General features: G+C 66.0%; 24 protein-coding genes. 9 read left to right on the forward strand and 15 right to left on the reverse strand.

The genetic code is table 11. The features are described 5' to 3' along the window. Complete coding sequence (locus WQQ_RS04620; protein ID WP_007183908.1) at positions 1-1,593, forward strand: GMC family oxidoreductase; 1,593 nt, start codon at positions 1-3, stop codon at positions 1,591-1,593. Between the two features lie 23 nt (positions 1,594-1,616). Next, positions 1,617-2,852 (forward strand): cytochrome P450, encoded by a 1,236-nt coding sequence (locus tag WQQ_RS04625; RefSeq protein ID WP_007183909.1) that lies wholly within the window; start codon positions 1,617-1,619, stop codon positions 2,850-2,852. 4 nt (positions 2,853-2,856) lie between these two features. On the opposite strand, the gene WQQ_RS04630 is transcribed toward WQQ_RS04625, so the two are convergent. Then, on the reverse strand, positions 2,857-4,023 hold the full coding sequence (locus WQQ_RS04630) for an epoxide hydrolase family protein (protein WP_007183910.1): 1,167 nt from the start codon (positions 4,021-4,023) through the stop codon (positions 2,857-2,859). After that, positions 4,020-5,243 carry a cytochrome P450 gene (locus WQQ_RS04635; RefSeq protein WP_007183911.1) on the reverse strand — a complete coding sequence of 408 codons (1,224 nt, stop codon included), beginning with the start codon at positions 5,241-5,243 and terminating at the stop codon, positions 4,020-4,022. The genes WQQ_RS04630 and WQQ_RS04635 overlap by 4 nt, the downstream gene beginning before the upstream one ends. A 197-nt stretch (positions 5,244-5,440) precedes the next feature. Between WQQ_RS04635 and WQQ_RS04640 the strand changes: the two genes are divergently transcribed. Next, the gene (locus tag WQQ_RS04640; protein WP_007183912.1) at positions 5,441-6,223 is read left to right on the forward strand and encodes an SDR family NAD(P)-dependent oxidoreductase; all 783 of its coding nucleotides are present in this window, start codon (positions 5,441-5,443) and stop codon (positions 6,221-6,223) included. Positions 6,224-6,244: 21 nt separating this feature from the next. Here the strand turns inward: WQQ_RS04640 and WQQ_RS04645 are convergent, their stop codons facing one another. Then, positions 6,245-7,702, reverse strand: a complete 1,458-nt coding sequence (locus tag WQQ_RS04645) for an aldehyde dehydrogenase family protein (protein ID WP_007183913.1) — start codon at positions 7,700-7,702, stop codon at positions 6,245-6,247. A 7-nt stretch (positions 7,703-7,709) separates the two neighbouring features. After that, a complete protein-coding gene (locus WQQ_RS04650) occupies positions 7,710-8,885 on the reverse strand; it encodes a thiolase C-terminal domain-containing protein (protein ID WP_007183914.1) in 1,176 nt (391 codons plus the stop codon). A 125-nt stretch (positions 8,886-9,010) separates the two neighbouring features. On the opposite strand from WQQ_RS04650, the gene WQQ_RS04655 reads away from it, so the two are divergent. After that, a complete protein-coding gene (locus tag WQQ_RS04655) occupies positions 9,011-10,567 on the forward strand; it encodes an AMP-binding protein (protein ID WP_007183916.1) in 1,557 nt (518 codons plus the stop codon). A 157-nt stretch (positions 10,568-10,724) separates the two neighbouring features. Here WQQ_RS04655 and WQQ_RS04660 read toward each other — a convergent pair whose 3' ends face one another. Next, positions 10,725-11,693, reverse strand: a complete 969-nt coding sequence (locus WQQ_RS04660) for a flavin reductase (RefSeq protein WP_007183917.1) — start codon at positions 11,691-11,693, stop codon at positions 10,725-10,727. 166 nt (positions 11,694-11,859) lie between these two features. Here WQQ_RS04660 and WQQ_RS04665 point away from each other — a divergent pair, with 166 nt between their 5' ends. From WQQ_RS04665 to WQQ_RS04685, 5 genes are read left to right on the forward strand one after another with little or no spacing between them, the layout of a single operon-like run. Continuing rightward, entirely contained in the window at positions 11,860-12,963 is a 1,104-nt protein-coding gene (locus tag WQQ_RS04665; protein ID WP_007183918.1) for an acyl-CoA dehydrogenase family protein, read from the forward strand. Positions 12,964-12,971: 8 nt separating this feature from the next. Then, complete coding sequence (locus tag WQQ_RS04670; RefSeq protein WP_007183919.1) at positions 12,972-14,225, forward strand: acyl-CoA dehydrogenase family protein; 1,254 nt, start codon at positions 12,972-12,974, stop codon at positions 14,223-14,225. 46 nt (positions 14,226-14,271) lie between these two features. After that, complete coding sequence (locus tag WQQ_RS04675; RefSeq protein ID WP_007183920.1) at positions 14,272-15,153, forward strand: ATP adenylyltransferase family protein; 882 nt, start codon at positions 14,272-14,274, stop codon at positions 15,151-15,153. Then, positions 15,150-15,629 carry a PaaI family thioesterase gene (locus WQQ_RS04680; RefSeq protein WP_007183921.1) on the forward strand — a complete coding sequence of 160 codons (480 nt, stop codon included), beginning with the start codon at positions 15,150-15,152 and terminating at the stop codon, positions 15,627-15,629. Before WQQ_RS04675 ends, WQQ_RS04680 begins: the two co-directional genes overlap by 4 nt. Next, entirely contained in the window at positions 15,626-16,381 is a 756-nt protein-coding gene (locus WQQ_RS04685; RefSeq protein WP_007183922.1) for a DUF2889 domain-containing protein, read from the forward strand. The genes WQQ_RS04680 and WQQ_RS04685 overlap by 4 nt, the downstream gene beginning before the upstream one ends. A gap of 31 nt (positions 16,382-16,412) precedes the next feature. Here WQQ_RS04685 and WQQ_RS04690 read toward each other — a convergent pair whose 3' ends face one another. The 10 genes from WQQ_RS04690 to WQQ_RS04735 form a co-directional block, all read right to left on the reverse strand. Continuing rightward, on the reverse strand, positions 16,413-17,219 hold the full coding sequence (locus WQQ_RS04690) for a transglycosylase SLT domain-containing protein (protein ID WP_050997569.1): 807 nt from the start codon (positions 17,217-17,219) through the stop codon (positions 16,413-16,415). 246 nt (positions 17,220-17,465) lie between these two features. Continuing rightward, a complete protein-coding gene (locus WQQ_RS04695) occupies positions 17,466-18,311 on the reverse strand; it encodes an SDR family NAD(P)-dependent oxidoreductase (RefSeq protein WP_007183924.1) in 846 nt (281 codons plus the stop codon). A 37-nt stretch (positions 18,312-18,348) separates the two neighbouring features. Beyond that, a complete protein-coding gene (locus WQQ_RS04700; RefSeq protein WP_007183925.1) occupies positions 18,349-19,551 on the reverse strand; it encodes a thiolase family protein in 1,203 nt (400 codons plus the stop codon). Then, the gene (locus WQQ_RS04705; RefSeq protein WP_007183926.1) at positions 19,548-20,000 is read right to left on the reverse strand and encodes a Zn-ribbon domain-containing OB-fold protein; all 453 of its coding nucleotides are present in this window, start codon (positions 19,998-20,000) and stop codon (positions 19,548-19,550) included. The genes WQQ_RS04700 and WQQ_RS04705 overlap by 4 nt, the downstream gene beginning before the upstream one ends. Continuing rightward, positions 19,997-20,878, reverse strand: coding sequence for a MaoC/PaaZ C-terminal domain-containing protein (locus WQQ_RS04710; protein ID WP_007183927.1), 882 nt, complete (start codon positions 20,876-20,878; stop codon positions 19,997-19,999). Before WQQ_RS04710 ends, WQQ_RS04705 begins: the two co-directional genes overlap by 4 nt. After that, on the reverse strand, positions 20,878-22,062 hold the full coding sequence (locus tag WQQ_RS04715; protein WP_007183928.1) for an acetyl-CoA C-acyltransferase: 1,185 nt from the start codon (positions 22,060-22,062) through the stop codon (positions 20,878-20,880). The genes WQQ_RS04710 and WQQ_RS04715 overlap by 1 nt, the downstream gene beginning before the upstream one ends. Positions 22,063-22,089: 27 nt before the next feature. After that, complete coding sequence (locus WQQ_RS04720; RefSeq protein WP_007183929.1) at positions 22,090-23,202, reverse strand: acyl-CoA dehydrogenase family protein; 1,113 nt, start codon at positions 23,200-23,202, stop codon at positions 22,090-22,092. An 11-nt stretch (positions 23,203-23,213) separates the two neighbouring features. Further along, a complete protein-coding gene (locus WQQ_RS04725) occupies positions 23,214-24,455 on the reverse strand; it encodes an acyl-CoA dehydrogenase family protein (RefSeq protein ID WP_007183930.1) in 1,242 nt (413 codons plus the stop codon). 20 nt (positions 24,456-24,475) lie between these two features. Continuing rightward, positions 24,476-25,498, reverse strand: coding sequence for a zinc-dependent alcohol dehydrogenase family protein (locus WQQ_RS04730; protein ID WP_007183931.1), 1,023 nt, complete (start codon positions 25,496-25,498; stop codon positions 24,476-24,478). Positions 25,499-25,506: 8 nt separating this feature from the next. Next, positions 25,507-26,337, reverse strand: coding sequence for an enoyl-CoA hydratase (locus WQQ_RS04735; RefSeq protein ID WP_007183932.1), 831 nt, complete (start codon positions 26,335-26,337; stop codon positions 25,507-25,509). Positions 26,338-26,372: the final 35 nt, after the last annotated feature.

Here is a 26,372-nt window from a genome sequence, read left to right on the forward strand (position 1 = left end):
ATGAGCGACTACGACTTCATCATCGTCGGTGCCGGCTCGGCTGGCTGCGTGCTCGCCAATCGGCTGTCGGAGAATCCGCGCTATCGCGTGCTGCTGCTCGAAGCGGGCCCCGAAGACCGCAGTCCGCTGATCCGCATGCCCAAGGGTTTCGGCAAGCTGCTCGAAGACCCGCGCCACACTTGGCGCTTCCGCACTTCGGGAGCGACGGTCGAAACCTGGGTGCGCGGCAAGACGCTAGGCGGATCGAGCGCCGTCAACGGCATGATGTATGTGCGTGGACAGCCGCAGGATTACGACGACTGGGAGGCGGCCGGCTGCACCGGCTGGGGTTGGAATGCGCTGGGGCCGATCTTCAAGCGCATCGAGGATCACGCCCTCGGAGCCGATGAGCTGCGCGGCTCCGGCGGGCCACTGCCGATCAGCAATCCGACATCCGGAGACGGTAGCGGCGATGCGATCTGCGAGGCCACCATCGAAGCCGGAACCCAGCTCGGACTCGAGCGCCGCGACGACCTCAACCGACTCGATCAGCAAGGCATCGGCCTGCATCAGCGCACGATCAGGAACGGCGAACGCTGGAGCGCGGCGCGTGCATTTCTCGCGCCTGCGCGCAGCCGGCGCAATCTCCATGTGATCACCGATGTACAGGTCGATCGCCTGCTGTTCGAAGGCTCGCGCGCAGTCGGGATCATCGGACGAAAAGGCGAAGCACCGGTTCGCCATCACGCACGCGAAATCATCTTGTGCGCCGGGGCACTCATGTCGCCGGTGCTACTGCAACGCTCGGGCGTCGGCGATGCACAAAGACTCGCTGCGCTCGGCATCGAAACCGTCGTGCATTCACCACATGTGGGACTGCATCTGCGCGAGCATCGCTGCGTTCCGATCCAGTTCCGGCTCAAGCAGAACGTCGGCTACAACGTCGATCTGTCGGGCTGGCGCCTGCTGATGCAGGTGCTGCGCTATGGCTTGTCGAAGCGCGGGGCGATGGCCGGCGGGGCCTACGACGTCGCCGCCTTCGTGCGCACGCGACCCGAAGCACCGCGCCCCGATGCGCAGCTCATGATGGCCCCATTCTCGCTGCAGCTCGACACCGAGCAGCGCGCACTCGAAAAACAACCCGGGCTGCAGGCGCTCGGCTACTGCCTGCGACCGCAAAGTGAAGGCAGCGTGCTGATCGATTCGAGCTCGCCGCATGTCGCCCCACTGATCGATCCGCGTTACCTGACGGCCGACCACGACCGCCGGGTCTCGATCGACCTGTTCCGTTACCTGCGCCGGCTGTTCGCGCAGCCGCCGATCGCCTCGCTACTGAGCGCCGAAACGGTTCCAGGGCCGAGCGTCGAAACCGATGACGAGATCATCGAGTCGATTCACCGCTACGGCCTCAGCGGTTATCACGCAGCAGGCACTTGCCGCATGGGCACGGGCGAATCGGCCGTTACCGACCCCAGGCTGCGCGTGCGCGGAATCGCCGGGCTACGCGTGATGGATTGTTCGGTGATGCCGACGCTGGTTTCGGGCAACACCAATGCGCCGGTCATGGCGATGGCCTGGCACGCCGCCGACCTCATTCTCGAAGACATCCACTAGCAGCCGCTCGCGCAGGAGACCTCATGCGTATCCAAGACTACGACGACGCCGATTTCGATCCGTTCACCACCTTCAACCGCGCACAGGGCGCAGAGGTGGTCGCCGATCCTTATCCGGTTCTACACGAGCTGCGCGCACGCGGATCAGTTCAAGCCGGCGACGTGCGCCAGCCTTTCGGCGCCCCGCTCGATCAGATGATGCTCGATCTGCCCTCGTACATGCTGTTCGGCTACGACGCGGTACATGAGGTGCTGTCCGACAGCCAGACCTATTCGAGCGCTTTGTTCGAACGCATCATGCTGCCGACTTTCGGCCGTGTGCTGCCGGTGATGGACGCGCCGGAGCATACGCGCTATCGGCGCCTGTTCCAGAAAGCCTTCCTGCCAGGCGCAGTCGCCAAGTGGGGCGAGACGCTGGTTCCGCGCGTGGTCAATCGATTCATCGATCGCTTCGCCGATCGCGGCCACGCGGAACTCGTCACCGAGTTCACCGAGCACTACCCGTTCCACTTCATCTACGGCCAGCTCGAACTGCCCGAAGACGAACTGCTGATCTTCCACAAGCTCACAGTCGGTCTCATGTGCATCACCATCGACTATCCGCACGCGGTCGAGGCTTCGCGCAAGATGGGCGACTACCTCGCGCTGCTCGTCGAGGAGCGGCGTGCATCGAATGGGGACGATCTGATCAGCATGCTGGCCCGCGTCGAAATCGATGGCGAGGTGTTGCCGAACGAAATCGTCATCAGCTTCCTGCGCATCCTGATGAACGCAGGCGGCGACACCACCTACCGCGGAACCAGCAATCTGCTCGTCGGCCTGCTCACACATCCCGATCAGCTCGAAGCGGTGCGACTGGATCGCTCGCTGATTCCGCAGGCGATCGAAGAAGCGCTGCGCTGGAACTGCCCGGTGATGACCTTGACCCGCACGCCGGTACGCGACGTGCAGATCGCCGGTGTCGACATTCCGCGAGGCGCCAAGCTCGATGTCGTGGTCGGGTCGGCAAACCGCGACCCTTCGCGCTTCGAAGATCCCGATCGTTTCGACATCTTCCGCCCGGCCGGCAAGCACAAGACTTTCGGCTTCGGTCCGCATGTGTGCCTGGGCCAGCACCTCGCACGCGTCGAGATGACCCGTGCGCTCAATGCGCTGCTCGACCGTCTGCCGAATCTGCGACTCGATCCTGATCACCCGGCACCGCAGGTGCGCGGACTCGGCATCCGCTCACCCGCCGCGATACACGTTCGCTTCGACTGAGCGTTCAGCGAAAACGCGCAAAGAACAGCCGCAAGTCGTCAACGAAAGCCTGCGGCTGTTCCATCGCCGCGAAGTGTCCGCCGCGCTGCATCTCGCTCCAGTGCACGACCTTGTACTTGCGCTCGATCCAGGCGCGCGGAAAGCGCAGGAATTCCGCCGGAAAGCGCGCCATGCCGGTCGGAATGCTCACCGAAGGCAGCTGCGTGCGCCGCCGATCCGGATGCGCATCCTCGAAGTAGAGCCGCATCGACGAAGCGATCGTGCCGGTCAGCCAGTACAGCGAGATGTTGTCGAGCAGTTTGTCGTACGTGAATGCGTTCAAGGGATCGCCCTGGCAATCACTCCAGCCGTGGAATTTTTCGAGCAGCCAGCCGGCCATTCCGGCCGGTGAATCCATGAGCCCGACCGCGAGCGAGCCCGGCTTGGTCGATTGCAGCTCGCGATACGCCATCTCGGTCTTGAAGATGCGCGCGTTGTGCTCGAGATCGGCCAATGCGCCTGCATCGAGACCCGCACGCGGATCGGCGGGATCGGGCGGCGGAGCGCTTGCGACGTTCAGATGCAGGGCTTCGACTTGCGCGGAGTAGTTCGCGCCGAGCAAGGTGCCGATCAGCGAACCCCAGTCCCCGCCCTGCACGAAATAGCGCGCGTAGCCGAGCGATCGCATGATCGCGTCGAACGCCTTGGCGATATCGTCCGCGCCGTAGCCGCGACGCCTCGTCGGCCCGGAATATCCATAGCCCGGCAGCGAAGGCGCGACGACGTGAAACGCATTGCGCGGATCGCCGCCATGCGCACGAGGGTCGGCGAGCGGGCCGATCACGTCATGGAACTCCACGACCGAACCGGGCCAGCCATGCACGAGCAGCAGCGGCTTGGCATCGGGCTCGGGCGAGCGCCGAAGGTAGAAGTGCAGAGGCTGGCCTTCGAATTCGCTCGTGAACTGCGGATGCGCGTTGAAGCGGGATTCGTAGCCGCGCCAGTCGTAATCGCGCTCCCAATAGCGGCAGAGCGATTGCAGCGCTCCGAGTTCGACACCGTAATCCCAGCCGGCGCCGGGCAGCTGATCGGGCCAGCGCGTGCGTGCGAGTCGCGCGCGCAAATCATCGACCTGCGCCGGCTCCACCGTGACGCGAAACGCCTGTGGTTGCGCAATGAGGCCGGCGCTCATCGGTCCCATTCCAGCTGCAGCGAACGCACCGCCAGGATGATGCCGCCCGCCGTCGTCGGCTGGGTGCCCGGCACGAGCCGGAAGTCCGGAATGCGGCGCATCCATTCGTCGAGAAACACGCGCAGTTCGACGCGCGCGAGATTCGCGCCCGCGCAGGAATGCGCGCCGAGACCGAAGCTGATATGGCGCAGGTTCGTGCGCTTGAAATTCACCGTGAGCGGATCGTCGTAGGCTTTGTCGTCGAGCCCGGCGAGCACCAGCGGCAGCAGAATCTGGTCGCCCTGCTTGAGCCAAACGCCGTGAAACTCCATGTCGCGCACGACGCTGCGCGGCATGTTCGGAATCGCGTAGACGCGCATGAGCTCTTCGACCGCCGCCGGAATCAGCGACGGATCGTCGACCAACAATCGCCGCTGCTGCGGGTTCTGCGCGAGATACCAGGCGAAGAAGGACATCGCGTTGCGCACGGTGTCGAGCCCGCCATGCACGAGATTGCGCGCCATCGACACGCCTTCTTCGAGCGTCACCTTGCGCCCGTCGACGATGCCGTTGACGAGCTGGCTGATCAGGTCTTCGCCCGGGTTGCGCTGGCGCTCGGCAACGACGTCGGTCACGTAGCGCACGGTGAATTCACGCGCCTTCTTGCGCTCGGCCGGGTCGGGATGCGAAAGCACGTTGTCGACGTTGTTCATGAGCATGAAGCGATCTTCGAACGGCAGATCGAGCCAGCGCATGATGATGAAGATCGGCAGCTTCTGAGCCACTTCGACCGAGAAATCGCAGCTGCCCTTGGGCTGTACCTCGTCGAGGATCTCGCGCATGAGCTCGCGCGCATAGTCTTCGAAGCGCGAGACCTGCCTGGCCGTCGTCAGCGGAGACAGCAGGCGACGATACTTGAGGCTTTCGGGCGCCGGCACCTCGGTGAACGGCACCGGCGTCGGGCTCGAAACGCTGCGCGGAATCACGTATGGAAACGTGGTGAACGCATCGTGATCCTGAAACACCTCGCTCATGATCTCGCGGCGCGTCGCGATCCAGTGCCCGCCCTGATGCGGCGTGTAGACGATGTCAGGCCCGGAACGCAGGCGCATGTAGGCCGCACGCGGATCCTGCTTGAACATCGGGTCGTTGACGTAATCGAAATCGACCACCAGATGCGACGGAACGTGCGGCGGAACGGCGACCTTGGATGCTGCCGCTCCGACGGATGAATCAGCCATGCTTCTCTCCTCGTTGTGCTGCATCGCCTTAAATGCGGATGCGATCGTGAACAGCCCGTTCTGCGCCGGGTTCGAGCGTGGGCCCAGCCGATGCGGGCAACGCTTTTCTTGTCCTCTTATATAGTGCACTATCGAATCGGAGTCCAGCCATCCTGCGGGCTCGAATCGCATCGCTCGATCAAGCCGGCAGCCTTCGCATGAATTCCATTCTCGATACGTTCTTCGGCCTGCAAGGCCGCACGGCACTGGTGACCGGCGGAGCCGCTGGAATGGGCTACGGCATCGCGCGGGCACTTGCCCTGGCGGGCGCAAGACTCGTGATCGCCGATCGCGACGCACAGGCTGCCGAAATCGCGGTCGCGAAGCTGCGCGAGGCCGGTTGCGAAGCTCGTGCCTACATCATCGACCTGAGCCAGGAGAGCGAGATCGCGCCGATGTTCGATGCGGCTCGCAGGTATTTCGGCACGGTCGACATCCTCGTCAACAACGCGGGCAGCTATCCGAAGTACGACTTCCTGCAGATCACCGCCGAGCAGTGGAACGCGGTGCATCAGCTCAATCTGCGCAGCCTGTTCGTCTGCATGCAGCAGGCCGTCAAACTCATGCTCGAAGCCGGTCGCGGCGGGCGCATCATCAATATTTCATCGGTCGCTTCGGTGCATCCGGCGACGATCGCGAACGCGCACTACAGCGCGGCGAAAGCCGGCGTGAATGCGCTCACGCGGGGTGCCGCGCTCGAGTTCGCAGGCAAGGGCATCACCGTCAACGCGATCCTGCCCGGCCCGATCGCCAGCGATGGTCCACGCGATCCGGACGCGCCCCCGGTGATCGGGCCGGCCGCAAACCCGCAACGCTGGATCACCGGTCGCATGGGCACGATCGACGAAGTCGCCGCCGCCGTGCTGTTTCTGGCGGGCGCCGGCGGCGCTTACACGACGGGCCAAGCGCTCGCGGTCGACGGCGGCTTTCTGCTCAGCTGAAAGACGCCATCGACTGCTGATTCACCACTCGAAGCGTACCGCCGCCATCTTCGTGCGCGTGTAGAAGCGCAGGCCTTCCAGGCCCTGCTCCTTGAACGCGGAACCCGAGTCCTTGAAGCCACCGAACGGCTGATGCACGTCCCAACCCGAAGTCGGCAGGTTGATGCTGACTTGCCCGGTGTCGGCTTCATCGAGAAAGAGTTGCGCATGGCGCAGCGAGTTGGTGAACAGCGCAGCCGACAGTCCGTACTGCGAGTCGTTGACGGCGGCGACGGCCTCTTCGAACGAAGCAACCGCGCGCACCACGACGACCGGGCCGAACACCTCGTCGCGCCAGATCGGCATCTGGTCGGTCACGCCGGTGATCAGCGTCGGCTCGACGAAGCAGCCCTGGCTCAGCGTCTCGCCTTGCGGCGCATTGCCGCCAAGCAGAATCGTCGCATTCGATTCACGCGCACCTTGCACGTGCGCGAGCACTTCCTTCTGATGCCGACGGCTGACGACCGGGCCGATCTTGGTTCCAGCTTGAGTGCCTGCACCAAGCGCTAGCGTCTTGAGCGCATCGGCGAGCCTGGCGACGAAGGCATCGTGCACGGACGCTTCGACGATGACGCGGCTGGTTGCCGTGCAGCGCTGTCCGGCCTGGCCGAAGCCCGCTCCGACAATCGTCGACACCGCGAGATCGAGATCGGCATCGGCGAGCACCACCGAGGCGTTCTTGCCGCCCATTTCGGCCTGCAGGCGCACGTTGCGACCGGCGAGCTTGCGCGACAAACCGAGACCCACTTCGGTCGAACCCGTGAACGTCACCGCCGCGATGCGCGCATCGCCGAGCATGAGTTCGTCGAGCGCCGCGTGATCGGCCATGACGAGATTGAGCACGCCTTCGGGCAGGCCCGCATCGACGAGCGCCTTGACGAGATACCAGGCGGCCAGTGGCGTTTCGCGCGCCGGCTTGAGCACCACCGAGTTGCCGCTGATCAGCGCGGGACCGAGCTTGCGCGCCGGCGTCAGCATCGGATCGTTCCACGGCGTGATCATGACGACGATGCCGATCGGCTCGACCATCGCCATCGCGCGCGTACCGGCACGGCCGTCGGCGATCTGTCCGCCCTGCGGCAAGCGCGCAGTGGCTGCGTAGAAGTCGAGAAAATCAGCGCTCTTTTCGACCTCGACGCTCGCCTCGGCGAGCGTCTTGCCGTTTTCGAGCGAGATCACCCGCGCGATCTCGTCGCGCTGCGCGCGCAGGCTCAGTGCCGCCTTGCCGAGCACGCCGGCACGCGCGATCGCCGAGGTCTTGCGCCAGGTCACCGCACCTCGTGCGGCCGCATCCATCGCGCGGCCCAGCTGCTCGCGGCTCATGAGCCTGAAGCGGGCGAGCACTTCGCCTTGATTGGCGGGGTTCAAGTCGTCGATCGGCTCGCCGACCTCGCCCTTCTCCCAGTTGCCGCCGATCCGGTAATCGATTTCGAAGCTCATGTCGTGCTCACTTGCGCAGAATGGTGACGACGCTCGCGCCGCCGAGACCGACGTTGTGCTGCATCGCGACGCGCGCGCCCTCGACCTGGCGCTTGCCGGCTTCACCGCGCAGCTGCCAGACCAGCTCGCACATCTGCGCGATGCCGGTCGCCCCGATCGGGTGTCCCTTCGACAGCAGGCCTCCCGAAGGATTGACGACGACGCGGCCGCCGTAGGTGTTCTGCTTTTCGACGATGAACTTCTCGGATTCGCCGGGCTTGGTGAAGCCCAGCGCTTCGTAGCAGACGATTTCGTTCGACGTGAAGCAGTCGTGCAGCTCGACCACGTCGATGTCTTCCGGGCCCACCGATGCGAGATCGAAGGCCTTGGCCGCGGCGCGCGCGGAAACCTTGGCGCCGACGACATCGCACATGCTCATCGACGAGAAGCTCTCGTCGACGTCGGTCGCGAGCGCCTGGCCGGCGATGCGCACCGCGCGGTCGAGACCCAGGCGACGCTTCACACGCTCGGACACGATGATCGCCGCCGCCGCGCCGCAGGTCGAAGGCGAGCACTGGAACAAGGTCAGCGGACCCCAGATCGGCTTGGAATTGAGCACCGCTTCGACCGTCGTGGTCTCGCGGAACAGCGCGTACGGATTGTGCTGCGCATGCGCACGCGACTTCACCGACAGCATCGCGAAGGTCTCGTCCTGGTAGCCGTATTGGCGCTTGAGCTCGTTGTAGGCGCCGCCGAAGACCTGCAGCGGAATCGCGGTGTCTTCCTCCCAGCCCTGGATCGCGCGCGTCGCCTCCTTGATCTTCGAGAACATCGGACGATCGGCGAAGGAATTCATCGGCGAGCCCTGCGGCATCTGCTCGAAGCCGACCGCGATCGCGATGTCGGCATCGCCGCTTTCGACCGCGCGGCGCATCAGGTACACCGCCGAAGAACCCGAAGCACAGGCGTTCTCGACGTTGACGATCGGAATGCCGGTGAGGCCGAGACGGTACAACGCCTCCTGGCCATTGCAGGAATCGCCCATCGTGTAGCCGACCGCGGCTTCTTCGATCTGCGAGTAGTCGATGCCGGCGTCGGCGAGTGCCGCGCGCACGGCCGCCTCGGCCATCTTCTCGTAGGTTTCGCTCTTGCCGGGCTTGAGGAACGGAATCATGCCGACGCCGGCGATATAGGCCTGGGACACTGGGAATCTCCTCGTGATGTCGATCGTGCCGGGCACGGTCCCCGGACTCTGGAATCTGTCGACCTAAATGGTATCCTATTCAAATCACGGCATGCCAACCGCGGCAGTCGCACCGAGTCCTTCCGATGAACGACGTCCTGCATTCCCTCACGCTCGACGGCCTGCTCGAAGAGCATCGCCGCACGCATCCCCATGGCATCGCCGCGGTATTCGAGCACCGCGTGTTCACCTACCCGCAGCTCGCAGACCGCGTGATCCAGCTCGGCAATGCACTGCAGGCTTCGGGCGTCGGCGTCGGCGATCGCGTGCTGTGGATGGGCCAGAACACGCATGCGGTGCTCGAACTGCTGATCGCCTGCGCGCGCATCGGCGCCCAGTTCTGCCCGCTCAACTGGCGGCAGACCGCAGCCGAAATCGCCTTCGTGATCGACGACCTCGAACCCAGGGTCGCGATCTGGCAGGACCAGGAGATCGGCGCCACGGTGCTGGCCGCGCGCGAGGCCGCGAGCTTCAAGCCCGCGGTGTGGGTCGCCTTCGACTCGCACGGATCGGATTCCTACGACGCCTACGTCGCCTCGGGTTCGCGCTTCGATGCGATGGCCGCCGAAGGGCGCACGAGCGATCCGTCGCTGCCCTGCATGATCATGTACACGGCCGCGTTCACGGGACGCCCGAACGGGGCGATGATGAGCCAGACCGCCCTGCTCTGGCAGAACCTCTCGCTGGTCGACATCCAGGCCCTGCGCAGCGAAACCGTGTTCCTGAATTCGGGCCCGCTGTTCCATATCGGCACGCTGATGGTCAGCACCGCCGTGTTCCACGTCGGCGGCACCAACGTCTTCATCCGCCGCACCGACGCACGCGCGGTGGCCGAGCACATCCACAACCATCGCTGCACGCTCGCCTTCCTCGTCGGCAAGACCCAGCACGAGATCGTCGAACTCAACCGCGGCGGCCTCTACGATCTCAAATGCCTGCGCTCGCCGAGCCTGTCGCCCGAGTGGGATGCGATGGTCACGGTCACGCCCGAGCGCAGCCTGTTCGGTTTCGGCCAGACCGAAGTCGGCGGCCCGGTGGTCTGGCAGTACTACGGCTTCGGCAAATGCGCCTCGCGCAACGGCCGCACCGGCCCGGTCGCGATGGTGCGCATCCTCGATGCGGACGACAACGAAGTCGCGCCGGGCGAAACCGGCGAGATCGTCATTCGCGGCCCGACCGTCATGCACGGTTACTGGCGCAGGCCCGAGCTCAACGCGCAGCGCCAGCGCGGCGGCTGGCATTACACGAACGATCTCGGCCGCCGCGAGAGCGACGGCTCGCTGAGCTTCGTCGGCCCGAAGACGCAGATGATCAAGTCGATGGCCGAGAACATCTATCCGGCAGAAGTCGAAGGTTGCCTGCGCTCGCATCCGGCGGTGGCCGACTGCGGCATCATCGGCGTGCCCGACGACAAGTGGGTGCAGAGCGTCAAGGCGATCGTGCAGCTCAAGCCCGGCAGCAGCGCGACGCGCGAAGAGCTCATCGAGCATTGCCGCGCGCACATCGCCTCGTACAAGAAACCGCGCCATGTCGAATTCATCGAAAAGCTGCCGCGTACGGCAGCCGGCGCGGTGGATTATGCGACGCTCGACAAGCTCTTCGGTGGCGGAAACTATCCGGGCGGGGCGACACGCGGGGCGTGACGAGAGCCACTGTTTTCTCCCTCTCCCCCGGGGAGAGGGTTGGGATGAGGGATCTTCAGCAATCGACAAGTCTTGCTGTCACTGAGTAACCCTCATCCGGCGCCATGCGCCACCTTCTCCCGGAAGGAGAAGGGCGAAGCCTCGCATCTCGGGATGCTCAGTCGGCCTTCTTCCAAAGCGGCGGCGTTTCCACCGAGGTGCGACGCGCGAGCCGGCGCACGAGATGCGTCATCACCTGCACTTCGGTCGGGTCGAACACTTCGAGCGCGTCGTCTTCGATCGACTTGGTGGCGGCCACGATCTCGATGCTGAGGTCGCGTCCGGAATCGGTCAGATGCACGACCGCGCCGGCGCCCTGCCCCTCGATCTTCACCAAGCCCCGGCCTTCGAGCGAAGCCAGCGATTCGAGATCGACACGCGGGCCGGTGACGCGCACCATCGCATCGAGTTCGCCGATGCTGCGCCCGTCGCGGATGCCGAGGATGCCGAGCACCTGATGTCCGACGTCATCGATCCCGCGCTCATCGAGAAACGCCTTGAGCTGGAAGCGCATCTGGTGATACACGCGCCCGAGCAGATAGGTCAGCGCGTTGCGCCCGAAACTCTCGCTCGAATAGCTCGCGTCCTCGGCCGCGTATTCCGCCGGCTTCTTCACCGCCAGCGCGTAGCCGCCGGACTGATAGACCAGTGACGGCAGATTGAAGTGCTCGAACTTGAGCACTTCGCCGACGAAGATCATGTGATCGCCGCCTTCGTAGCGATATGCCATGCGGCACTCGAAGCGGGCCGCGCAATCGTTCAGCAGCGGAACCTCGCCATGCCCGCGCGCGATGTCGAGCCCGCCGAACTTGTCCGCCCCGCGCTTGGCGAAGCGATCGGACATCGGCTGCTGCCTGGTCGACAGGATGTGCACCGCGAAGTGATCGCTGCCCATGAAAGCCGGCAGGCTGTTGGAGTTCTTGGCCAGGCTCCAGAGCACCATCGGCGGATCGAGCGACACCGAGCTGAAGCTGTTCGCCGTCAGTCCCACGTCCTGGCCCTGCGCATCGCGCGTGGTCACCACGGTGACGCCGGTCGTGAACGCGCCGAGGGCGTTGCGGAACTGCCGCGGATCGATTGGATTCACTGCGCTCTCCTCCTGCTCTGCGCCCGCGATTTGGCTTGGATTTCGATGCCGGATCGGGCCGGCTGGAACGGGCGGTCAAAATGGTACACTATTATTCGATAAACGCAGCATGCCATTGCCCTATTCCCGCATTCGGGCTTCACAGGGAAGCCGGAGAGAACACACCATGCATCTGGCCTTTTCAGCCGAGATCGACGCCATCCGCGAGGAGTTCCGCACCGTGCTCGCGTCGAGCGACGCACGCTCGGGCCTGCATCAGATCGAACGCGGACACGAGCGCGATCTGGAACTCTGGAACCGCCTCGCGCAGACCGGCTGGCTCGCGGCGGGTGTCGGCGAGAACTTCGGTGGCAGCGAACTCGGCGACCTCGCGCTCTGCGTGCTCGCGGAGGAATGCGGCCGTGCACTCGCCGCGATTCCATTCAGCGCATCGAGCTGCGGCTTCGCGAGCGCGCTGTCGCTTTGCGACGCGCCCGAGGCACAAGCGACATGGCTGCCGAAAATCGCGGAGGGTTCGGCGACCGGCTTGCTGCTGCTGACGCAGGACTGGCAGCAAGCGCCTCGGCTTTCGTCCGGAACGGCCGAACTGAGCGGCAGCACCCGTCCGCTTCTCGACGCGGCTTCGGCGAACGTCGCGATCACGCTGGTCGGCGAGGGGAACGAAGCCCATCTTCTGCTCGTCGAGCTGCCGGTGGCGACCCGCATCGGCAACCCCGAGACGACACTCGACCTGCTGCATCCGGCCGGCACTTTCACGCTGGCGAACGCGCCCGCGACATCGCTCGCGAGCGGAGCGCAGGCCCAGGCGCTTTGGCAGCGCATGCTCGATCGCTTCGCCATCTTCACCGCCTTCGAACAGCTCGGCGGCGCGCAAGCGGCGCTCGAGATGGCGCGCGACTACAGCCGCACGCGCTACGCCTTCGGCCGCGCGATCGGCTCGTTCCAGGCGCTCAAGCACAGCATGGCCGACATGCTCGCTTCGCTCGAAGTCGCACGATCGAATGGCTATTTCGCCGCGGCTGCGCTCGCGAGCGACGAAAGCCGTGTCGCCGAAGCGGCCGCCGTCGCGCGTATTTCGGCGAGCGATGCGTTTCGCCTGTGCGCGAAGCAGTGTCTGCAGATCCACGGCGGCATCGGTGTGACCTGGGAATCCGACGCCCACCTTTACTACCGGCGCGCGCAATCACTTGCGAATTCGCCGGGCTCGCAGGTGTTCTGGAAGGAACGCCTCGTCAGCCTGCTCGTCCGCCAGCACGCCTGCGCCGCCTGAGAACGCCCATGAATCTCGCCGACACCGTCGAACAAGCCGACTTCCGCGCGCGTGCACGCGCCTTCATTCGCGAGCATGCGCCCTGGGACCAGGTCGCGATCGCGCGCAAGCTGCGCTTCGCCGGCAAGCCGTTCGAAAACGAGGCCGACTGGATCGCGCTGTCCAAGCGCTGGCAGCGCACCAAGCACGAGGCCGGCTGGGCCTGCCTGGTCTGGCCGAGCGAGTACGGCGGCCGGGGACTGACGCCCGTCGAGAACGTCATCTTCCAGGAAGAAGAAGGCCCGTTCGTCGAACTCAACGGCCCCTTCATGATCAGCCAGGGCTTCATCGCCCCGACCTTGATGGCCTTCGCGAGCGACGAGGACAAGCGCCGCTTCCTGCCGGCGATCGCGCGCGGCGAGAACGTCTGGTGCCAGATGTTCAGCGAGCCCGCCGCGGGTTCCGATCTGGCCGGCGTGCGCCTGCGCGCCGAGAAGGTCGAGGGCGGCTTCAAGCTCAACGGACAGAAGCTCTGGACCTCCGGCGCGCATTACGCCGAATGGGGCATGGCGCTCGTGCGCACCGATGCCGAGGCGGTCAAGCACAAGGGTTTGACCATGCTGTATCTCGACATGAAATCGCCCGGCCTCACGGTGCGGCCGATCGCCGAGCTTTCGGGGCACGCGCACTTCAACGAAGTGTTCTTCGACGATGTCTTCGTGCCCGACGCCCAGGTGCTCGGCGGCGTGAACAATGGCTGGAAAGTGGCCCTGACCACGCTCATGAACGAACGCATGACCATCGGCGCGAGCACGCCGATGGGCTTCGAGGAGATCTTCGAACTCGCCAACCAGCCCGATGCGAGCGGAGCCAGGCCGATCGATTCCGAAGCCGTGCGGCTCAAGCTCGCCGACTGGTACGCGAAGGATTGCGGCGTCCGCTTCGGCGTACAGCGCCTGCTGACCGCGCTCGCTGAAGGCGGCGAGCCCGGCCCCGAAGCCTCGGTCGGCAAGCTCGTGGGCGCCAATACGACGCAGGAGATCGCGGCCTTCGGGCTCGACCTGCTCGGCTCGCGCGCGCTCGTGCGGAGCGAAGGCGACGACCCAGCCTACTGCTTCCACTGGATGTTCCACTTCGGCGCCCTGCATCGCATCGAAGGCGGCACCGACGAAATCCTGCGCAACGTGCTCGCCGAGCGCGTGCTGGGCCTGCCGCCCGAGATCCGCGTCGACAAGGGGGCGTTCAAGGACGTACCGAGCGCACCGCCCGCGGGCTCGCGGTAGTCTTCCAGGCTTACTCCCAACCATCGATCGTTTGGCGGAAGACCGCATGAGCCCCGATCTGGCCAAAGCCAGCGCCGAAACCACCCAGCGCGCGCTCGCGAGCGGCGCGCTGGTTCCCTTCCACGTCGCGCGCGAAGCCGCCAGCGACAACGGCCTGCCGTATCGCATCGAATGGGCCTCCTCGCTCGAGCGCAAGGACCAGGCGAGCATTCCGAAGCCGGGCGCCAAGCCTTCGGCGAGCTTCAATCCGTTTCTGCCCTACGACCCGGCGCTCCATGTCGCCGACCTCGGCGACGAGCACGTGCTGCTGCTCAACAAGTTTCCGGTGCTGCTCAATCACGTGCTGGTGATCAGCCGGGCTTTCGTCGATCAGGAGCTTGCGCTGCAGCGCACGGATTTCGCCGCGCTCGCGCTGGCGATGCGGGATATCGACGGCCTGGCCTTCTACAACTCGGGCACCACGGCCGGCGCGAGCGTGCAGCACAGGCACCTGCAGATCGCACCGTTCAGCGCGCCGCTGATCGAGGCCCTGCTGCCGGGTGCGATGGCGGGCGGCGCCGTGCAGCAGCTCGATGCACTGCCGTTCCGGCATGCCTTCGTGCGGCTCGACGGCGCCTGGCCGGATTCGCTCGAAGCGGCCAGCGCGCGCCTGCACGAGGCATATCGCGCAGCCTGCGAGTTCTGCGGCCTGCGCGCCGCGGAAGGCGAACGCCTGCCGCCCTACAACCTGCTCGCGATGCGCGGCTGGATGCTGCTGGTTCCGCGCAGCCGGGAGACCTGGGAGCATGGAGACGAGCGAATCTCACTCAACGCGATGTCCTTCGGCGGCTCGATCTTCGTGCGCCAGCCCGAACTGATCGCGCTCGTGCGCGAGGCCGGCCTGCTGCGCATCTTGTCCGCCGTGACCTTCCCGAAGAACCGCGCATGAGCACGGAACGCCCCGATATTCCCGAAGGCTTCAGCCTGCTCGAGCCGACTTTCAATCGCTCCTATGTCGGGCGCATCGGCCCGTTCTGGGTCAGGCGCGAGAACGGCTATCCGGTGCTCGGCGTGCGGGCCGACGAGCACCACTGCAATCCGTTCAAGGAGCTGCACGGCGGCTTCATCGCGGGTTTCGCCGACTTCGCCGCAGCCTACACGCTGATCGCCGGCCCGGAGCCGACGCCCACCGTCGTGACCTTGCAGCTGTCGACGCAGATGATCGCCTCGGCGCGTCTCGGCGATTGGGTGGAAGCGCGCGGCCGCATTCGGCGCAAGGGCCGCAGCATCGCCTTCGTCGACGTGGAGTTCACGAGCGCAGGCAAGCTCATCGCCGCCTCCGACGCGGTGTTCCGCGTGTTGTCGGAGGCCGGCGTCAGCGAACGCTTTCGCCGTCGCGGCGAAGCGCCCTCGCCGCCCGCATGAGCGTTTCTCCGCTTTATTCCCGGCATCGGTCCGGCATCTACCGGCGCCGGCTGCGCATCGTCACCGGCCCCGGCTGGGCACGCGCCGATCTCGAGGACGATCCGCATCGCTACGGCGTCGAGATCCGCCACGACGGCGAGCGCGTGACCGCGATCGAAGGCATCACCATCCGCACGCCGTGGACGCTCTGCGTGCCGGCCGCGCATCAGCTCAAGCGCCTGGTCGGCATGAAGCTCACGCCCGATGCGACCGCGATCTTCCGGCACACGCCCGCCGGCGAACAATGCACGCACATGTTCGATACCGCAGGCCTTGCGATCGCGCATGCGGCGCGCGGAACCGCACGTCGTCAGTACGACATCGAAGCGCCCTGGTGGAAGCTCGAAGGCCCGCGCGAATTGCGGCTCTCCCGCGATGGGCGCGAGCTGCTGCACTGGACCGTCGAAGGCCAGAACATCCTCGCACCCGAACCCTACGCGGGCCGCAGCTGGCAGAAGATGCTGCCCTGGGCGCGCGAGACTTTCAGCGATGCGGACGAACTCGAAGCCATCGTCGTGCTGCGCCGCGCGGTGATGATCTCGGGCTCGCGCACGGTCACGCTCGATCCTCTCGAGAACGCCGCGCAAACCGGCCACGTCAACGGATCGTGCTTCGTGTTCCGCAGCGGCATCGCCGAACATGCGCTGCGCATGCCGAACTCGACGCGCGATTTCACCGATACGCCCGACGCGCTGCTCGCCGATCTCGGTTGAGGGGGCTGCCGCTGCCGCGCGTCCGGCACAGCTAGCGGCTCGCCACCACCTGCGGCTTGGCGCCTGCCGCACCGTCGATGGCACGCAGCGCCTCGTGATAACGCAGCACCCGGTCGACGAAGTCCACGGCCTCATCGCCGCGAGCCTGGCCGTAGCGCGTCTTGGCGGCCCATTCGGGCTGGGCCAGCAGCGGCAGGGCGCTGCGCACGTCGGACCAGCGGTTGGCGTCTCCGCCACGCTGCGCGGCGAGCTGGCGCGCGTCGAGCAGGTGGCCCAAGCCCTGGTTGTAGGCGGCGAGCGCCATCGCGGTGCGATCGGGCTCGACGATCTGGCGCGGCAGCCGGCGTCGCAGCTGCGCGAACCAGCGCGCACCACCGTGGATGCTCTGCTCGGCATCCTCGCGATCCGACACGTCGAGTATCGCCGCGGTGTCCTGCGTGAGCATCATCAGGCCGCGCACGCCGGTATAGCTCACGGCCTGCGGATTCCAGTGCGACTCCTGGTAGCCGATCGCAGCGAGCAGCCGCCAGTCGACGCCGGAGCGCGTCGCCGCCGCGTGGAAATGATCGCGATACTGCGGCAGCAGCCGTTGGATGTCGCCCGCGAAGCTGCGCGGCAAACCGCGCCGCACGACCGGCGCAGCGGCCGGTGCGGCCCTGCCGGATTCGAACAGGCTGCGCGCCGTCTTCAAAAGCTCCCCGCCCAGACCGCGTACCGTCGGCACGCACAGCAACGCGGCGATCAGCAGCAGCATGCTCGTGCACGCGACCAGGCGTCGCCCGCTGGTGTCGACACTGAGCTCCATCGACCGGCAGCCCACGAGTATCGTCGGTTCCATCCCCCGTCTCCCTTGCTTCGAATCCGTTCGTGCCGCCGTCGAGGGCGGCCGACAGCCGCCCGAAAACACAAAAGGCGTCTGGTCCGAGTGGGAATTCCTCGGGCCAGACGCCTTCGTCCGGACACGCCGCGCCCTTCTTTGGGCCTGGCGGGCGCTACAGCGCGGTAGTGGCAGCGCAGGCAGCAAGCACTGTGCCATCGGCGCAACCGCGGATTCCCGGCAAGCCTGCGCTCGCCGGCTCCAGCATCAGTCGATGCGGCTCAAGTCGTCGAAGCTCAGCTCCGGCGAGTCGCGGAAGATGCGCGATTCGTTCTCGGCGAGCTGTTGCGCCGTGAGCCCTGCCGCCTTCACGCCGCGACCGGCCTCGAGCTTGAGCTCCATGATCTTCGGTCCCGACACGTACAGGCACTTGCCGGTCTTGTCGCCCGACAGCGAGCTGACCATGTAGAGCAGTGCGGGCGCGACGTACTCAGGCTTGAGCGCGGCCTGTGTCGCCTCGTCCATGCCGACTGCGCCGGTCAGCGCGCTGACCGCGGCCGGCGCGATGGTCCAGCTGCGGATGCCGTACTTCTTGCCTTCGACCGCGAGCGTCTTGGTGAAGGTGTAGATGCCGCCCTTGGCCGCGCCGTAGTTGGCCTGGCCGAAATTGCCGAACAGCGCAGCGGTCGAGGTGGTGTTGACGATCACGCCGCCACCGTTTCCACGCATCCACGTGAAGATCGGCTTGGTCATCGCGTAGGCACCCTTGAGGTGCACCTGGATCACCGAATCCCATAGCGACTCGTCCATGTTGTGAAAGGACTTGTCGCGCAGGATGCCCGCGTTGTTGACGAGGATGTGCACGCCGCCGAAGGCGTCGATGGCGGCCTTGCAGACGGCTTCGCCGCTCGCCACCGAGCCGACATCGCCGACCACCGCGATCGCCTTGCCGCCGGCCGCGCGCACTTCGGCGACGGTTTTCTCGGCCGCTTCGGCGCTGTAGTCGTTGGCGACGATGCTCGCCCCTTCCTTGGCGAGCAACAGCGAATACGCCCTGCCGAGCGCCCCGCCCGCTCCCGTGATGACCGCGACCTTGCCTTCGAGTAACGCCATGTGCCGCTCCTGATTTTCCGTTCTTTGAATGCGCCGCTTACGCCGTGTGCAAGGCGAGTGCGTGCGAGTTGAAGAAGAAGCCGCCGATGTGCAGCAGCGCGGACTTCGCGTCCTGAACCTGATGCGAACCCGCGCGTCCCTGCAGCTGCAGGATCGCTTCGCGGATATGGCCCGAGCCCTGGGTCGCGCCATCGCAGAGGCTGCCGCCATGCGAGTTCAGCGGAACCCGGCCGCGCAGCAGGGCACGCTGCTCGCTCTCATTCCAGTTGGCGCGCAGAAAGTCTCCGCCTTCGCCGGGTTTGCAGAGCCCGGAGTTCTCGATCCACGAGATCGCGAGCAAGGTGAATCCATCGTAGGGGTAGTAGAGATCGGCATCGTTCACGCCGATCTCGCTACGCCGGTTCATGAGGTCGATGACGATCTGCTGGCCGTGCGCGTGCAGGCCCGGCAGTTGGTCTTCTTCGTTCGGAGCGACCATGCCCGAGGCATGCGCGTGAATCAGCACGGGCTTGAGCTTGAGGTCGCGCGCACGCTCGGCCGTGGTGACGATGAAGGCGTCGGCACCGTCGACCGCCACGTCCATGTCGTAGACGCTCAGCGGATCGCGGATCATGCGGCCCTTGATGAAATCGTCCATGCTCAGCGGATCGCGCATGACCGCGTGCTCGTTGCGCATCGCATTCGAACGGCTGTTGATCGCGATGAGCCCGAAGTCCTCGCGCTTGCGGCCATATTGATACAGATAGCGGCTCGCCCAGGCCGTATAGCCCACCGAGCCACTCATCGTCTCGGGCTCGACCGCGCCCATCATGCCGGTGAGTTCACCGACGCGGCGACGCATCGGGTCGAGCGCTGCGGCGCGCGATTGCCATGGCAGGCGATAAGCCGAGTGGTAGCACAGCACGGTTTCGCAGGCGCCGGCCTGGATCGCATGCATGGCCTCGAAGATCGTCGTCGCGAACGTGCCCGTGAGCGGCGGCTGCGCCCACCAGCTCAGGCGCGGAATGCCGAGCGTGGATTGCAGCACCTTGGCTTCGTGCGAAGTACCGGAGCCGCTGATGCCATCGATGTCCGCGGCCGTGAGACCCGCGGCGCGAATCGCATCGACGCAAGCGTCGATGGTCATCGACAGCTGCGTGCGATCGTTGCGCGTGCGCGAGAACTCGGTGGTCGCCACGCTCGCGAATGCGACCTGGTCCCGGATGCGATAGGTGTTGCGGTTGGGCTGGCGCGCGCTCATGAATCGACTCGCTCGAAGACGGGAACGGGCTTGGGATCGGCGCCGGTGCGACGATCGACCCAGCCCAGGCGCACGCGCTGGCCGATCGCCAGCTCTTCGTTCGGCGTGCCGACGATCGTGCTCGTGAAGCGCAGGCCGGGCTGCTCGTCGAGTTCGACGGTCGCCACCGGATGCGGCGTGTCGTAGCTCACGCCCGGAGCCGGCGGCCCCTGGTGCAGGAAGATCAGCAGATGGATGGTGCCCGAGCCTTTCACGGCGGTCGGCTGGATGTTGCGCGACCAGCACTTGGGGCAGATCGGACGCGGTGGATGGAACCAGTGCGCGCAGTCGCCGCAGCGGTCCATCAGCAGCGTCCGGTTCAGCAGGCCGCGATAGAAGGCCTTGTTGTCGTGCTCGATGCGAACGCCCGGATAGCGTTCGAGCAGCTGTTCGTCGGTGATTTCGCTCATGAAGAAAACTCCACGTAACCGTTGTTGAGCACGATGAGGTCGCGCTCGACCACCTTGCAGCGAAAGCCGGCGATGCCCTCGCCCTGATGCCAGACTTCGGTGCGGATCGTCTCGCCCGGAAACACCGGGTTGGCGAAGCGGCAGTTGAGCACGCGCAGCCGGCTCGCATCATGCGCGCACAGCAGCTTGATGATCGCGCGTCCGGCCACTCCGTAGGTTGCCATGCCGTGCAGGATCGGCACCGGAAAGCCGGCGTTGTTCGCCACCACGCCGTCGACGTGCAGCGGGTTGTAGTCGCCCGAGAGCCGGTAGATCGCGGCCATCTCGGGACGAGTCTGCAAATCCAGCGTCGCATCGGGCGCGCGATCGGCCGGCAGCGTGTGCGGCTTGGGCGCGCCTTCGGACTTTCCGCCGAAGCCGCCGTTGCCGCGCATGAACACCGAGGCGCCGATCGTCGCGATCAGCGTGCCGGTGACGTCGTCGATCAGGTCGCGCGTCTGGATCAGCACCGCGCCCTTGTCCGCGCCCTTGTCGTAGATCTCCTCGATGCGGCATTGCGAGCGCACGCGACCACTCGCGGGCATCGGCGCATGCATGCGCAAAAACTGCTCGCCGTGCAATATCTTCTGCCAGTCGATGCCGGCTTCGGGATCCTGCATCCAGAAGTGCGGCAGCGCGAGCACGGCGGACATCGTCGGCAGCGCCACCAGCTCACCGCCCGCCACGCCTTCGTAGACATAGCGCAGGTCTTCTGCGGCCGGCGGATTGCTCATCGCGGCGCCGAGGCCGAGCGCGTACAGAATGCTGTCGCGCTCGGAGTATTCCTGCGTGACCAGCGGCTGCGGCCAGTTCTTGACCTTGTCGTAGTCGAGGCCCATCAGGCGATCTCGAACAGCGCCGCAGCGCCCATGCCGCCGCCGATGCACATGCCGGCGACCACGTACTTGACGCCGCGGCGCTTGCCTTCGAGCAGCGCATGGCCGATCACGCGGGCTCCGGTCATGCCGTAGGGATGGCCGATCGAAATGCCGCCGCCGTCGACGTTGTAGATCGACGGATCGATGCCGAGGTGATCGCGCACATAGAGCACCTGCACGGCGAAGGCCTCGTTGATTTCCCACAGCCCGATGTCGCCGATCTTCAGGCCATGCTGCTTGAGCAGCTTCGGAATCGCGTAGATCGGGCCGATACCCATTTCCTCGGGCGCGCAGCCGGCCACCGCCATGCCGCGATAGACGCCCAGCGGCTGCAAGCCGCGACGCGCAGCGACGCCCGCTTCCATGATCACGCTCGCCGACGCCCCATCGGACAGCTGCGAAGCATTGCCCGCGGTGATGCAGCCGCCCTCGACGATGGTCTTGAGCCCGGCAAGGCTCTCGTAAGTCGTGTCGGCGCGGTTGCCTTCGTCCTTCGACAGCGTGACGGACTTGTACGTGGTCTCCCTGGTCTGCTTGTCGACGACCGCCATGATCGCGTCGATCGGCACGATCTCGGCGTCGAATCGGCCTGCGGCCTGCGCCTGGGCCGTGCGCTGCTGCGAGCACAGCGCGTAGCGATCCTGCGTCTCGCGCGAAACGCCGTACTTTCTCGCGACGAACTCGGCGGTCTGCAGCATCGGCATGTAGGCGTGCTCGGCGAAACGCAGCACGTTGTCGTCCTTCTCGCGCGCCACCCAATCGTTGAACGGCGTATTGAGCGCGGAGATGTTCTCCTGCCCGCCGCCGACGACGATGTCCATGCCGTCGACGATGACCTGCTTGGCCGCGGTCGCGATCGCCATCAGGCCCGAGGCGCATTGGCGATCGAGCGTCTGCGCCGAAGCGGAGTTGCCGAGGCCGGCCGCAAGCGCGGCCATGCGGCCGAGATTCTGTCCGGCCGTACCGGCGGTCAGGCAGCTGCCGAGCACCACGTCCTCGACTTCACCACCTTCGAGGCCGGCGCGCCGCACCGCATGGCGAATCGCATGCGCCGCGAGCGTCGGCGACTTGATGTTGTTGAGCGCACCGCGAAACGCCTTGCCGATCGGCGTACGCGCGGTGGAGACGATGACGGCTTCACGCATGTTGTATTCCTTTCTTCGCGCCGCGAGCTAGGCAGCGAAATGCAGTTCGAGCTCGTGCACGAGTCGGTCGCGCCAGGCCAGTGAAGTGTCGAGCAGGCTCGCGAGTGCACGCGAGCGCCGGTAGAACAGATGCGGATCGGCCTCCCAGGTCGCACCGATGCCGCCGTGGGTCTGGATGGTTTCCTTGGCCGTCCATTCGAAGGCATCCGTCGCGGCGAGACGCGCGGCCGCTGCCGCGAGCGCGAGCTCCGGTGCATCGGCTTCGAGTGCCCAGGCCGCATAGAACGCATTCGAGCGCGCGATTTCGATCTTGGTATACATCTCGGCGAGCTTGTGCTTGATCGCCTGGAACGAGCCGATCGGCCGGCCGAAAGCCTGGCGGATGCGCGCGTAGTCGCAGGACATTTCGAGTGCCGCGGTCGCCGCGCCGATCTGCTCGAAGGCAAGGAACACGGCAGCCCGATCGAGCAGCTTCGGCAGCAGCGCGGTCGCATCTTCGATCAGCAGCGTGCAGGCCACTCGAGTGAACTCGATGCGCGCGAGCGGCAAGGTCGGGTCGATGCTGTCGAGCAATGTGCGCTCGACGCCCTGCGCATTCAGATCGAGCCGATAGAGCCCGACGACACCGGCCGCATTCTTCGCGGCCACGAGCGCAAAGTCGGCGATGTGGCCAAAAAGCACCGGCAGCTTGCTGCCGGTGAGCCGTCCATCGATCACCTTGGTCTCGATCGCGTCGAGTGCATGCAGGGGCTTGACGCCTTCGGTCAGCGCGAGCGTGCCGATGAGCTCGCCCGATGCGAGCTTGGGCAACAGCTCGGCGGCGAGCGCCTCGTGGTTCGACAGCGCGAGCGCTTCGGCCGCGAGGTAGATCGAGGCCGCCACCGGAACCGGCGCGAGCGCGCGGCCGAGTTCTTCGGCGATCACGCAGAGCGTGACGCGACCCAGCCCGAGACCGCCGTGTTCTTCGCCGATCGCCGAACCGATCCAGCCGGCCTCGGCGATGGTCTGCCAGAGCTCGCGATCGAAACTCGCCTCGCCTTCGAGCACGCGGCGCACGCGCTTGAGATCGCACTGGGCCGCGAGCAGCTTGCGGGCTTCGTCGCGAATGACTTTCTGTTCGTCCGAAAAATCGAAGTCCATGTCGGATCGTCCTATGCCTTGAGGGCCTTGATCTGGTTGAACGGCATGGTCTTGTCGACGCGCACGTCTTCGGGCAGGCCGAGAATGCGCTCACCGACGACGTTCTTGAGCACCTCGTCGGTGCCGCCGCCAAGGCGGTCGATCACCGAGCCGAACCATTCGCTCTGGAAGATCGCGTCGAACGGCACCGCATCGGGCGTCATCACCGCGCCCGAGGCATGCTGCAGGTCGAGCGCGAACGCGGTCATCTCCTGCACGAGATTGGCGATCGTGTATTTGCCGATGGTGATCTCGGGCCCGGGCTCCTCGCCGCGCGACAGCGCCGTGAGCATGCGCTGCACGGTGAAGCGCACGCCGGCTTCGCGAATGTAGAAGCTCGCGATCTTCGAGCGCACCTCACCGTCTTCGATCGCCGGCCTGCCGTTGATCTGCACCTGGCGCGCGAGGTTCACGATGCCGCCGATCAGCGGCATGAGCTCCTTGATCGCGATGTTGGTGCGTTCGCCCGCGAGGAAGGACACGGTGACTTTCCAGCCCGCGTTGACCTCGCCGACGCGATGCGCATCCGGAATGCGCAGATCGTTGAAGAACACCTCGTTGAAGTTCGAGGCGCCCGTGAGCTGCTTGATCGGCCGCAGCTCGATGCCCTTGGACTTCATGTCGACGATGAAGAAGGTCAGGCCCTTGTGCTTGGGCACGCTCGGATCGGTGCGCGCGATCAGCACGCCCCAGTCGGCGTACTGCGCGTTGGAGGTCCAGATCTTCTGGCCATTGATGACCCAGTCGTCGCCGTCACGCTCGGCGCGCGTGCGCACGCCGGCGAGATCGGAGCCCGCGCCGGGTTCGGAGAACAGTTGGCACCAGATCAGATCGCTGCGCAGCGTCGCCGGAATGAGCGCTTTCTGCTCGGGGGTTCCGTGACGCATGAGCAGCGAGCAGCAGCCGCGATTGACGATCATGAAATGCGCGGTCACCGGCACGTCGAAGCGCGCCTCCTCCTCCATGAAGGTCATGTTCTGCAGGCTGGTACCGCCGCGCCCGCCGACCTCCTGCGGAAAATAGATCGCGCCGAATCCGGCGTCGTACTTCTGCCGCTGCCATTCGCGCTGCTTCGGGAATTCGGCGTCGAAGTCGCCGGTTTCCTGGCTGATCGCGAACGAATTGCTCGCGGTGCGCTTGCGGGCCACCGAAGCGAGCCAGCTGCGCGCCTCGGCGCGAAACGCGGCTTCTTCTGGAGTGTCGTTGAAGTCCATGGAATCTCTTGTCGAATCGCTTACAGGTCGAACTGCAGACAAACCTTGCCGAACTGCTCGGCCTTGGGCGCGTGTGCCACGGCCTGCGGGCCTTCGGCCAGGCTTACGATGTTTTCGATGACGGGTTTGAGCTTGCCGGCCGACATCGCGAGCGCCGCCTTGCGATGCGCGATCCGCGAACCCGCATTGACGCCGTGGACGCGCAGGTTGTGGCCGAGCAGATACGGCAGGTTGACGCCGATGTCGGCCGCGCCGAGCGCGTTGAACACGCTGATCGCCCCGCAAGGACGCACCGCGCGCACCGACTGCGCGATCGTTGCCGAGCCGCCCGGATCGAGCACCAGATGCGCGCCCTCGCCGTTCGTGAGATCGAGCACGGCCTGCGCCCAATCCGGCGTGTTCGCGTAGTTGATGACGTGATCGGCGCCGAGTTGCCTGGCGCGTTCGAGCTTGTCGTCGCTCTTCGAGGTAACGATCACGCGAGCGCCGGCCCGCTTGGCGAACTGCAAGGCGAACAGCGGAATGCCGCCGGTACCTTGAATCACCACCGTATCGCCATGGCCGATCGCGCCCTGCTCGTGAATCGTGCGCCAGGCCGCGACACCGGCAAACGGCAGCGTCGCGGCCTCTGCATCGCTCAGATGCTCAGGCGCTTCGACGACGCTGTCCGCACGCACGGCCAGGTATTGGCCATAGCAGCCATGCAGCAGCGGGCCACCGAGCGTTCCGCCGGCGATCGTCTCGCGCCTTGGATGCACGTCGACCCAGCCTTGAACGAACAAGGGGCTCACGCGCTGGCCGATCTCGAGGCCACGCACGCCCTCGCCGAGTTCGACGATCTCGCCAACCCCTTCACCACCCGGAATCAGCGGCCTTGTCTGGCCGTCGGCGCCGTACGCGCCGGTGACCACCTTGTAGTCCCGCAGCGTGATGCCGGCCGCGCGCATGCGCAGCAGCACTTCACCCGCCTGCGGACGCGGAGCCTCGCATTCGGCCAGGCCGAAGTGTTCGAAGCCGGTTCCACTCAGCAGCAGGGCTTTCATCGTCCGGCTCATGAGCGGCCCTGCACTTTCTTCGCCGCGCTCATCGAGGCCTGCATGCCCTTGGCGACGATGTCCTTGAACTCCTGCGTCGAAGAACTCAGCAGGTGCGTATCGAAGTGCGCGTCGAGCGCGTTGCGATAGCCCTGGATGTCCGCGCTGCGATTGAGCGAGCGCTTGAGCATGCGGATCGCCATCGGCGGCGCTTCGGCGATGCGTTGCGCGAGCTGCAAGGTGAAGGCTTCGAGCCGATCGCGCGGCACGACGTGATTGATCATGCCCCAGGCCTCGCCTTCGGCCGCGGTGATGCGCTGGCCCGTGTACAGGAACTCCTTGGCCTTGCGCAGTCCGAGCACCCAGGGATGCAGCAGCACTTCGACCGCGGCGGCCCCGAGGCTGTGCACGACCGGATCGGCGAAGTAGGCGTCATCGCTCGCCACCATCAGGTCGCAGGAGTTCGCGACCATGAAGCCGGCCGCGATGCAGGCGCCCTGCACCTGCGCGATCGTGGGCTTGGGAAAATCCCAGATGCGCATCGCATTGCCGTAGTAGTGCTCCTGCTCCCAGACCCAATGCTGCTCGGGCGTGTAGGCGCCGCGCGAGGTGGTGCCATCGTGCAGGTCATGGCCCGCCGAGAAGTGATCGCCGGTGCCGCCGAGGATCAGCACGCGCACGGAATCGTCGTGCTTGGCGCGTTCGAGCGCGGCGTCGAGTTCGGCGAGCAACGCTTCGCTTTCGGCGTTCGCACGCTCGGGCCTGTCGTGCAGCACGCGCACGACCGCACCGATCTGCTCGTAGCGGATCTGCCCGTAGCGAATGGATGCGGAGGTGTTTTCGTTCATGCGCGCGCTCCTGGCCGAATCAACGTCATCAACGT

Origin of the sequence: Hydrocarboniphaga effusa AP103 (assembly GCF_000271305.1) — a bacterium.
Taxonomy (GTDB): domain Bacteria; phylum Pseudomonadota; class Gammaproteobacteria; order Nevskiales; family Nevskiaceae; genus Hydrocarboniphaga; species Hydrocarboniphaga effusa.

Excerpts from the sequence above, each read along its gene's own strand:
- WQQ_RS04730 (WP_007183931.1), bottom strand. The coding sequence starts at position 25,498 with ATGAAAGCCCTGCTGCTGAGTGGAACCGGCTTCGAACACTTCGGCCTG.
- WQQ_RS04710 (WP_007183927.1), bottom strand. The coding sequence starts at position 20,878 with ATGGGCCTCGACTACGACAAGGTCAAGAACTGGCCGCAGCCGCTGGTC.
- WQQ_RS04685 (WP_007183922.1), top strand. The coding sequence starts at position 15,626 with ATGAGCGTTTCTCCGCTTTATTCCCGGCATCGGTCCGGCATCTACCGG.
- WQQ_RS04715 (WP_007183928.1), bottom strand. The coding sequence starts at position 22,062 with ATGCGTGAAGCCGTCATCGTCTCCACCGCGCGTACGCCGATCGGCAAG.
- WQQ_RS04640 (WP_007183912.1), top strand. The coding sequence starts at position 5,441 with ATGAATTCCATTCTCGATACGTTCTTCGGCCTGCAAGGCCGCACGGCA.
- WQQ_RS04690 (WP_050997569.1), bottom strand. The coding sequence starts at position 17,219 with ATGGAACCGACGATACTCGTGGGCTGCCGGTCGATGGAGCTCAGTGTC.
- WQQ_RS04735 (WP_007183932.1), bottom strand. The coding sequence starts at position 26,337 with ATGAACGAAAACACCTCCGCATCCATTCGCTACGGGCAGATCCGCTAC.
- WQQ_RS04665 (WP_007183918.1), top strand. The coding sequence starts at position 11,860 with ATGCATCTGGCCTTTTCAGCCGAGATCGACGCCATCCGCGAGGAGTTC.
- WQQ_RS04620 (WP_007183908.1), top strand. The coding sequence starts at position 1 with ATGAGCGACTACGACTTCATCATCGTCGGTGCCGGCTCGGCTGGCTGC.
- WQQ_RS04655 (WP_007183916.1), top strand. The coding sequence starts at position 9,011 with ATGAACGACGTCCTGCATTCCCTCACGCTCGACGGCCTGCTCGAAGAG.
- WQQ_RS04675 (WP_007183920.1), top strand. The coding sequence starts at position 14,272 with ATGAGCCCCGATCTGGCCAAAGCCAGCGCCGAAACCACCCAGCGCGCG.
- WQQ_RS04645 (WP_007183913.1), bottom strand. The coding sequence starts at position 7,702 with ATGAGCTTCGAAATCGATTACCGGATCGGCGGCAACTGGGAGAAGGGC.
- WQQ_RS04625 (WP_007183909.1), top strand. The coding sequence starts at position 1,617 with ATGCGTATCCAAGACTACGACGACGCCGATTTCGATCCGTTCACCACC.
- WQQ_RS04700 (WP_007183925.1), bottom strand. The coding sequence starts at position 19,551 with ATGAGCGCGCGCCAGCCCAACCGCAACACCTATCGCATCCGGGACCAG.
- WQQ_RS04705 (WP_007183926.1), bottom strand. The coding sequence starts at position 20,000 with ATGAGCGAAATCACCGACGAACAGCTGCTCGAACGCTATCCGGGCGTT.
- WQQ_RS04720 (WP_007183929.1), bottom strand. The coding sequence starts at position 23,202 with ATGGACTTCGATTTTTCGGACGAACAGAAAGTCATTCGCGACGAAGCC.
- WQQ_RS04695 (WP_007183924.1), bottom strand. The coding sequence starts at position 18,311 with ATGGCGTTACTCGAAGGCAAGGTCGCGGTCATCACGGGAGCGGGCGGG.
- WQQ_RS04680 (WP_007183921.1), top strand. The coding sequence starts at position 15,150 with ATGAGCACGGAACGCCCCGATATTCCCGAAGGCTTCAGCCTGCTCGAG.
- WQQ_RS04630 (WP_007183910.1), bottom strand. The coding sequence starts at position 4,023 with ATGAGCGCCGGCCTCATTGCGCAACCACAGGCGTTTCGCGTCACGGTG.
- WQQ_RS04725 (WP_007183930.1), bottom strand. The coding sequence starts at position 24,455 with ATGGACTTCAACGACACTCCAGAAGAAGCCGCGTTTCGCGCCGAGGCG.
- WQQ_RS04635 (WP_007183911.1), bottom strand. The coding sequence starts at position 5,243 with ATGGCTGATTCATCCGTCGGAGCGGCAGCATCCAAGGTCGCCGTTCCG.
- WQQ_RS04670 (WP_007183919.1), top strand. The coding sequence starts at position 12,972 with ATGAATCTCGCCGACACCGTCGAACAAGCCGACTTCCGCGCGCGTGCA.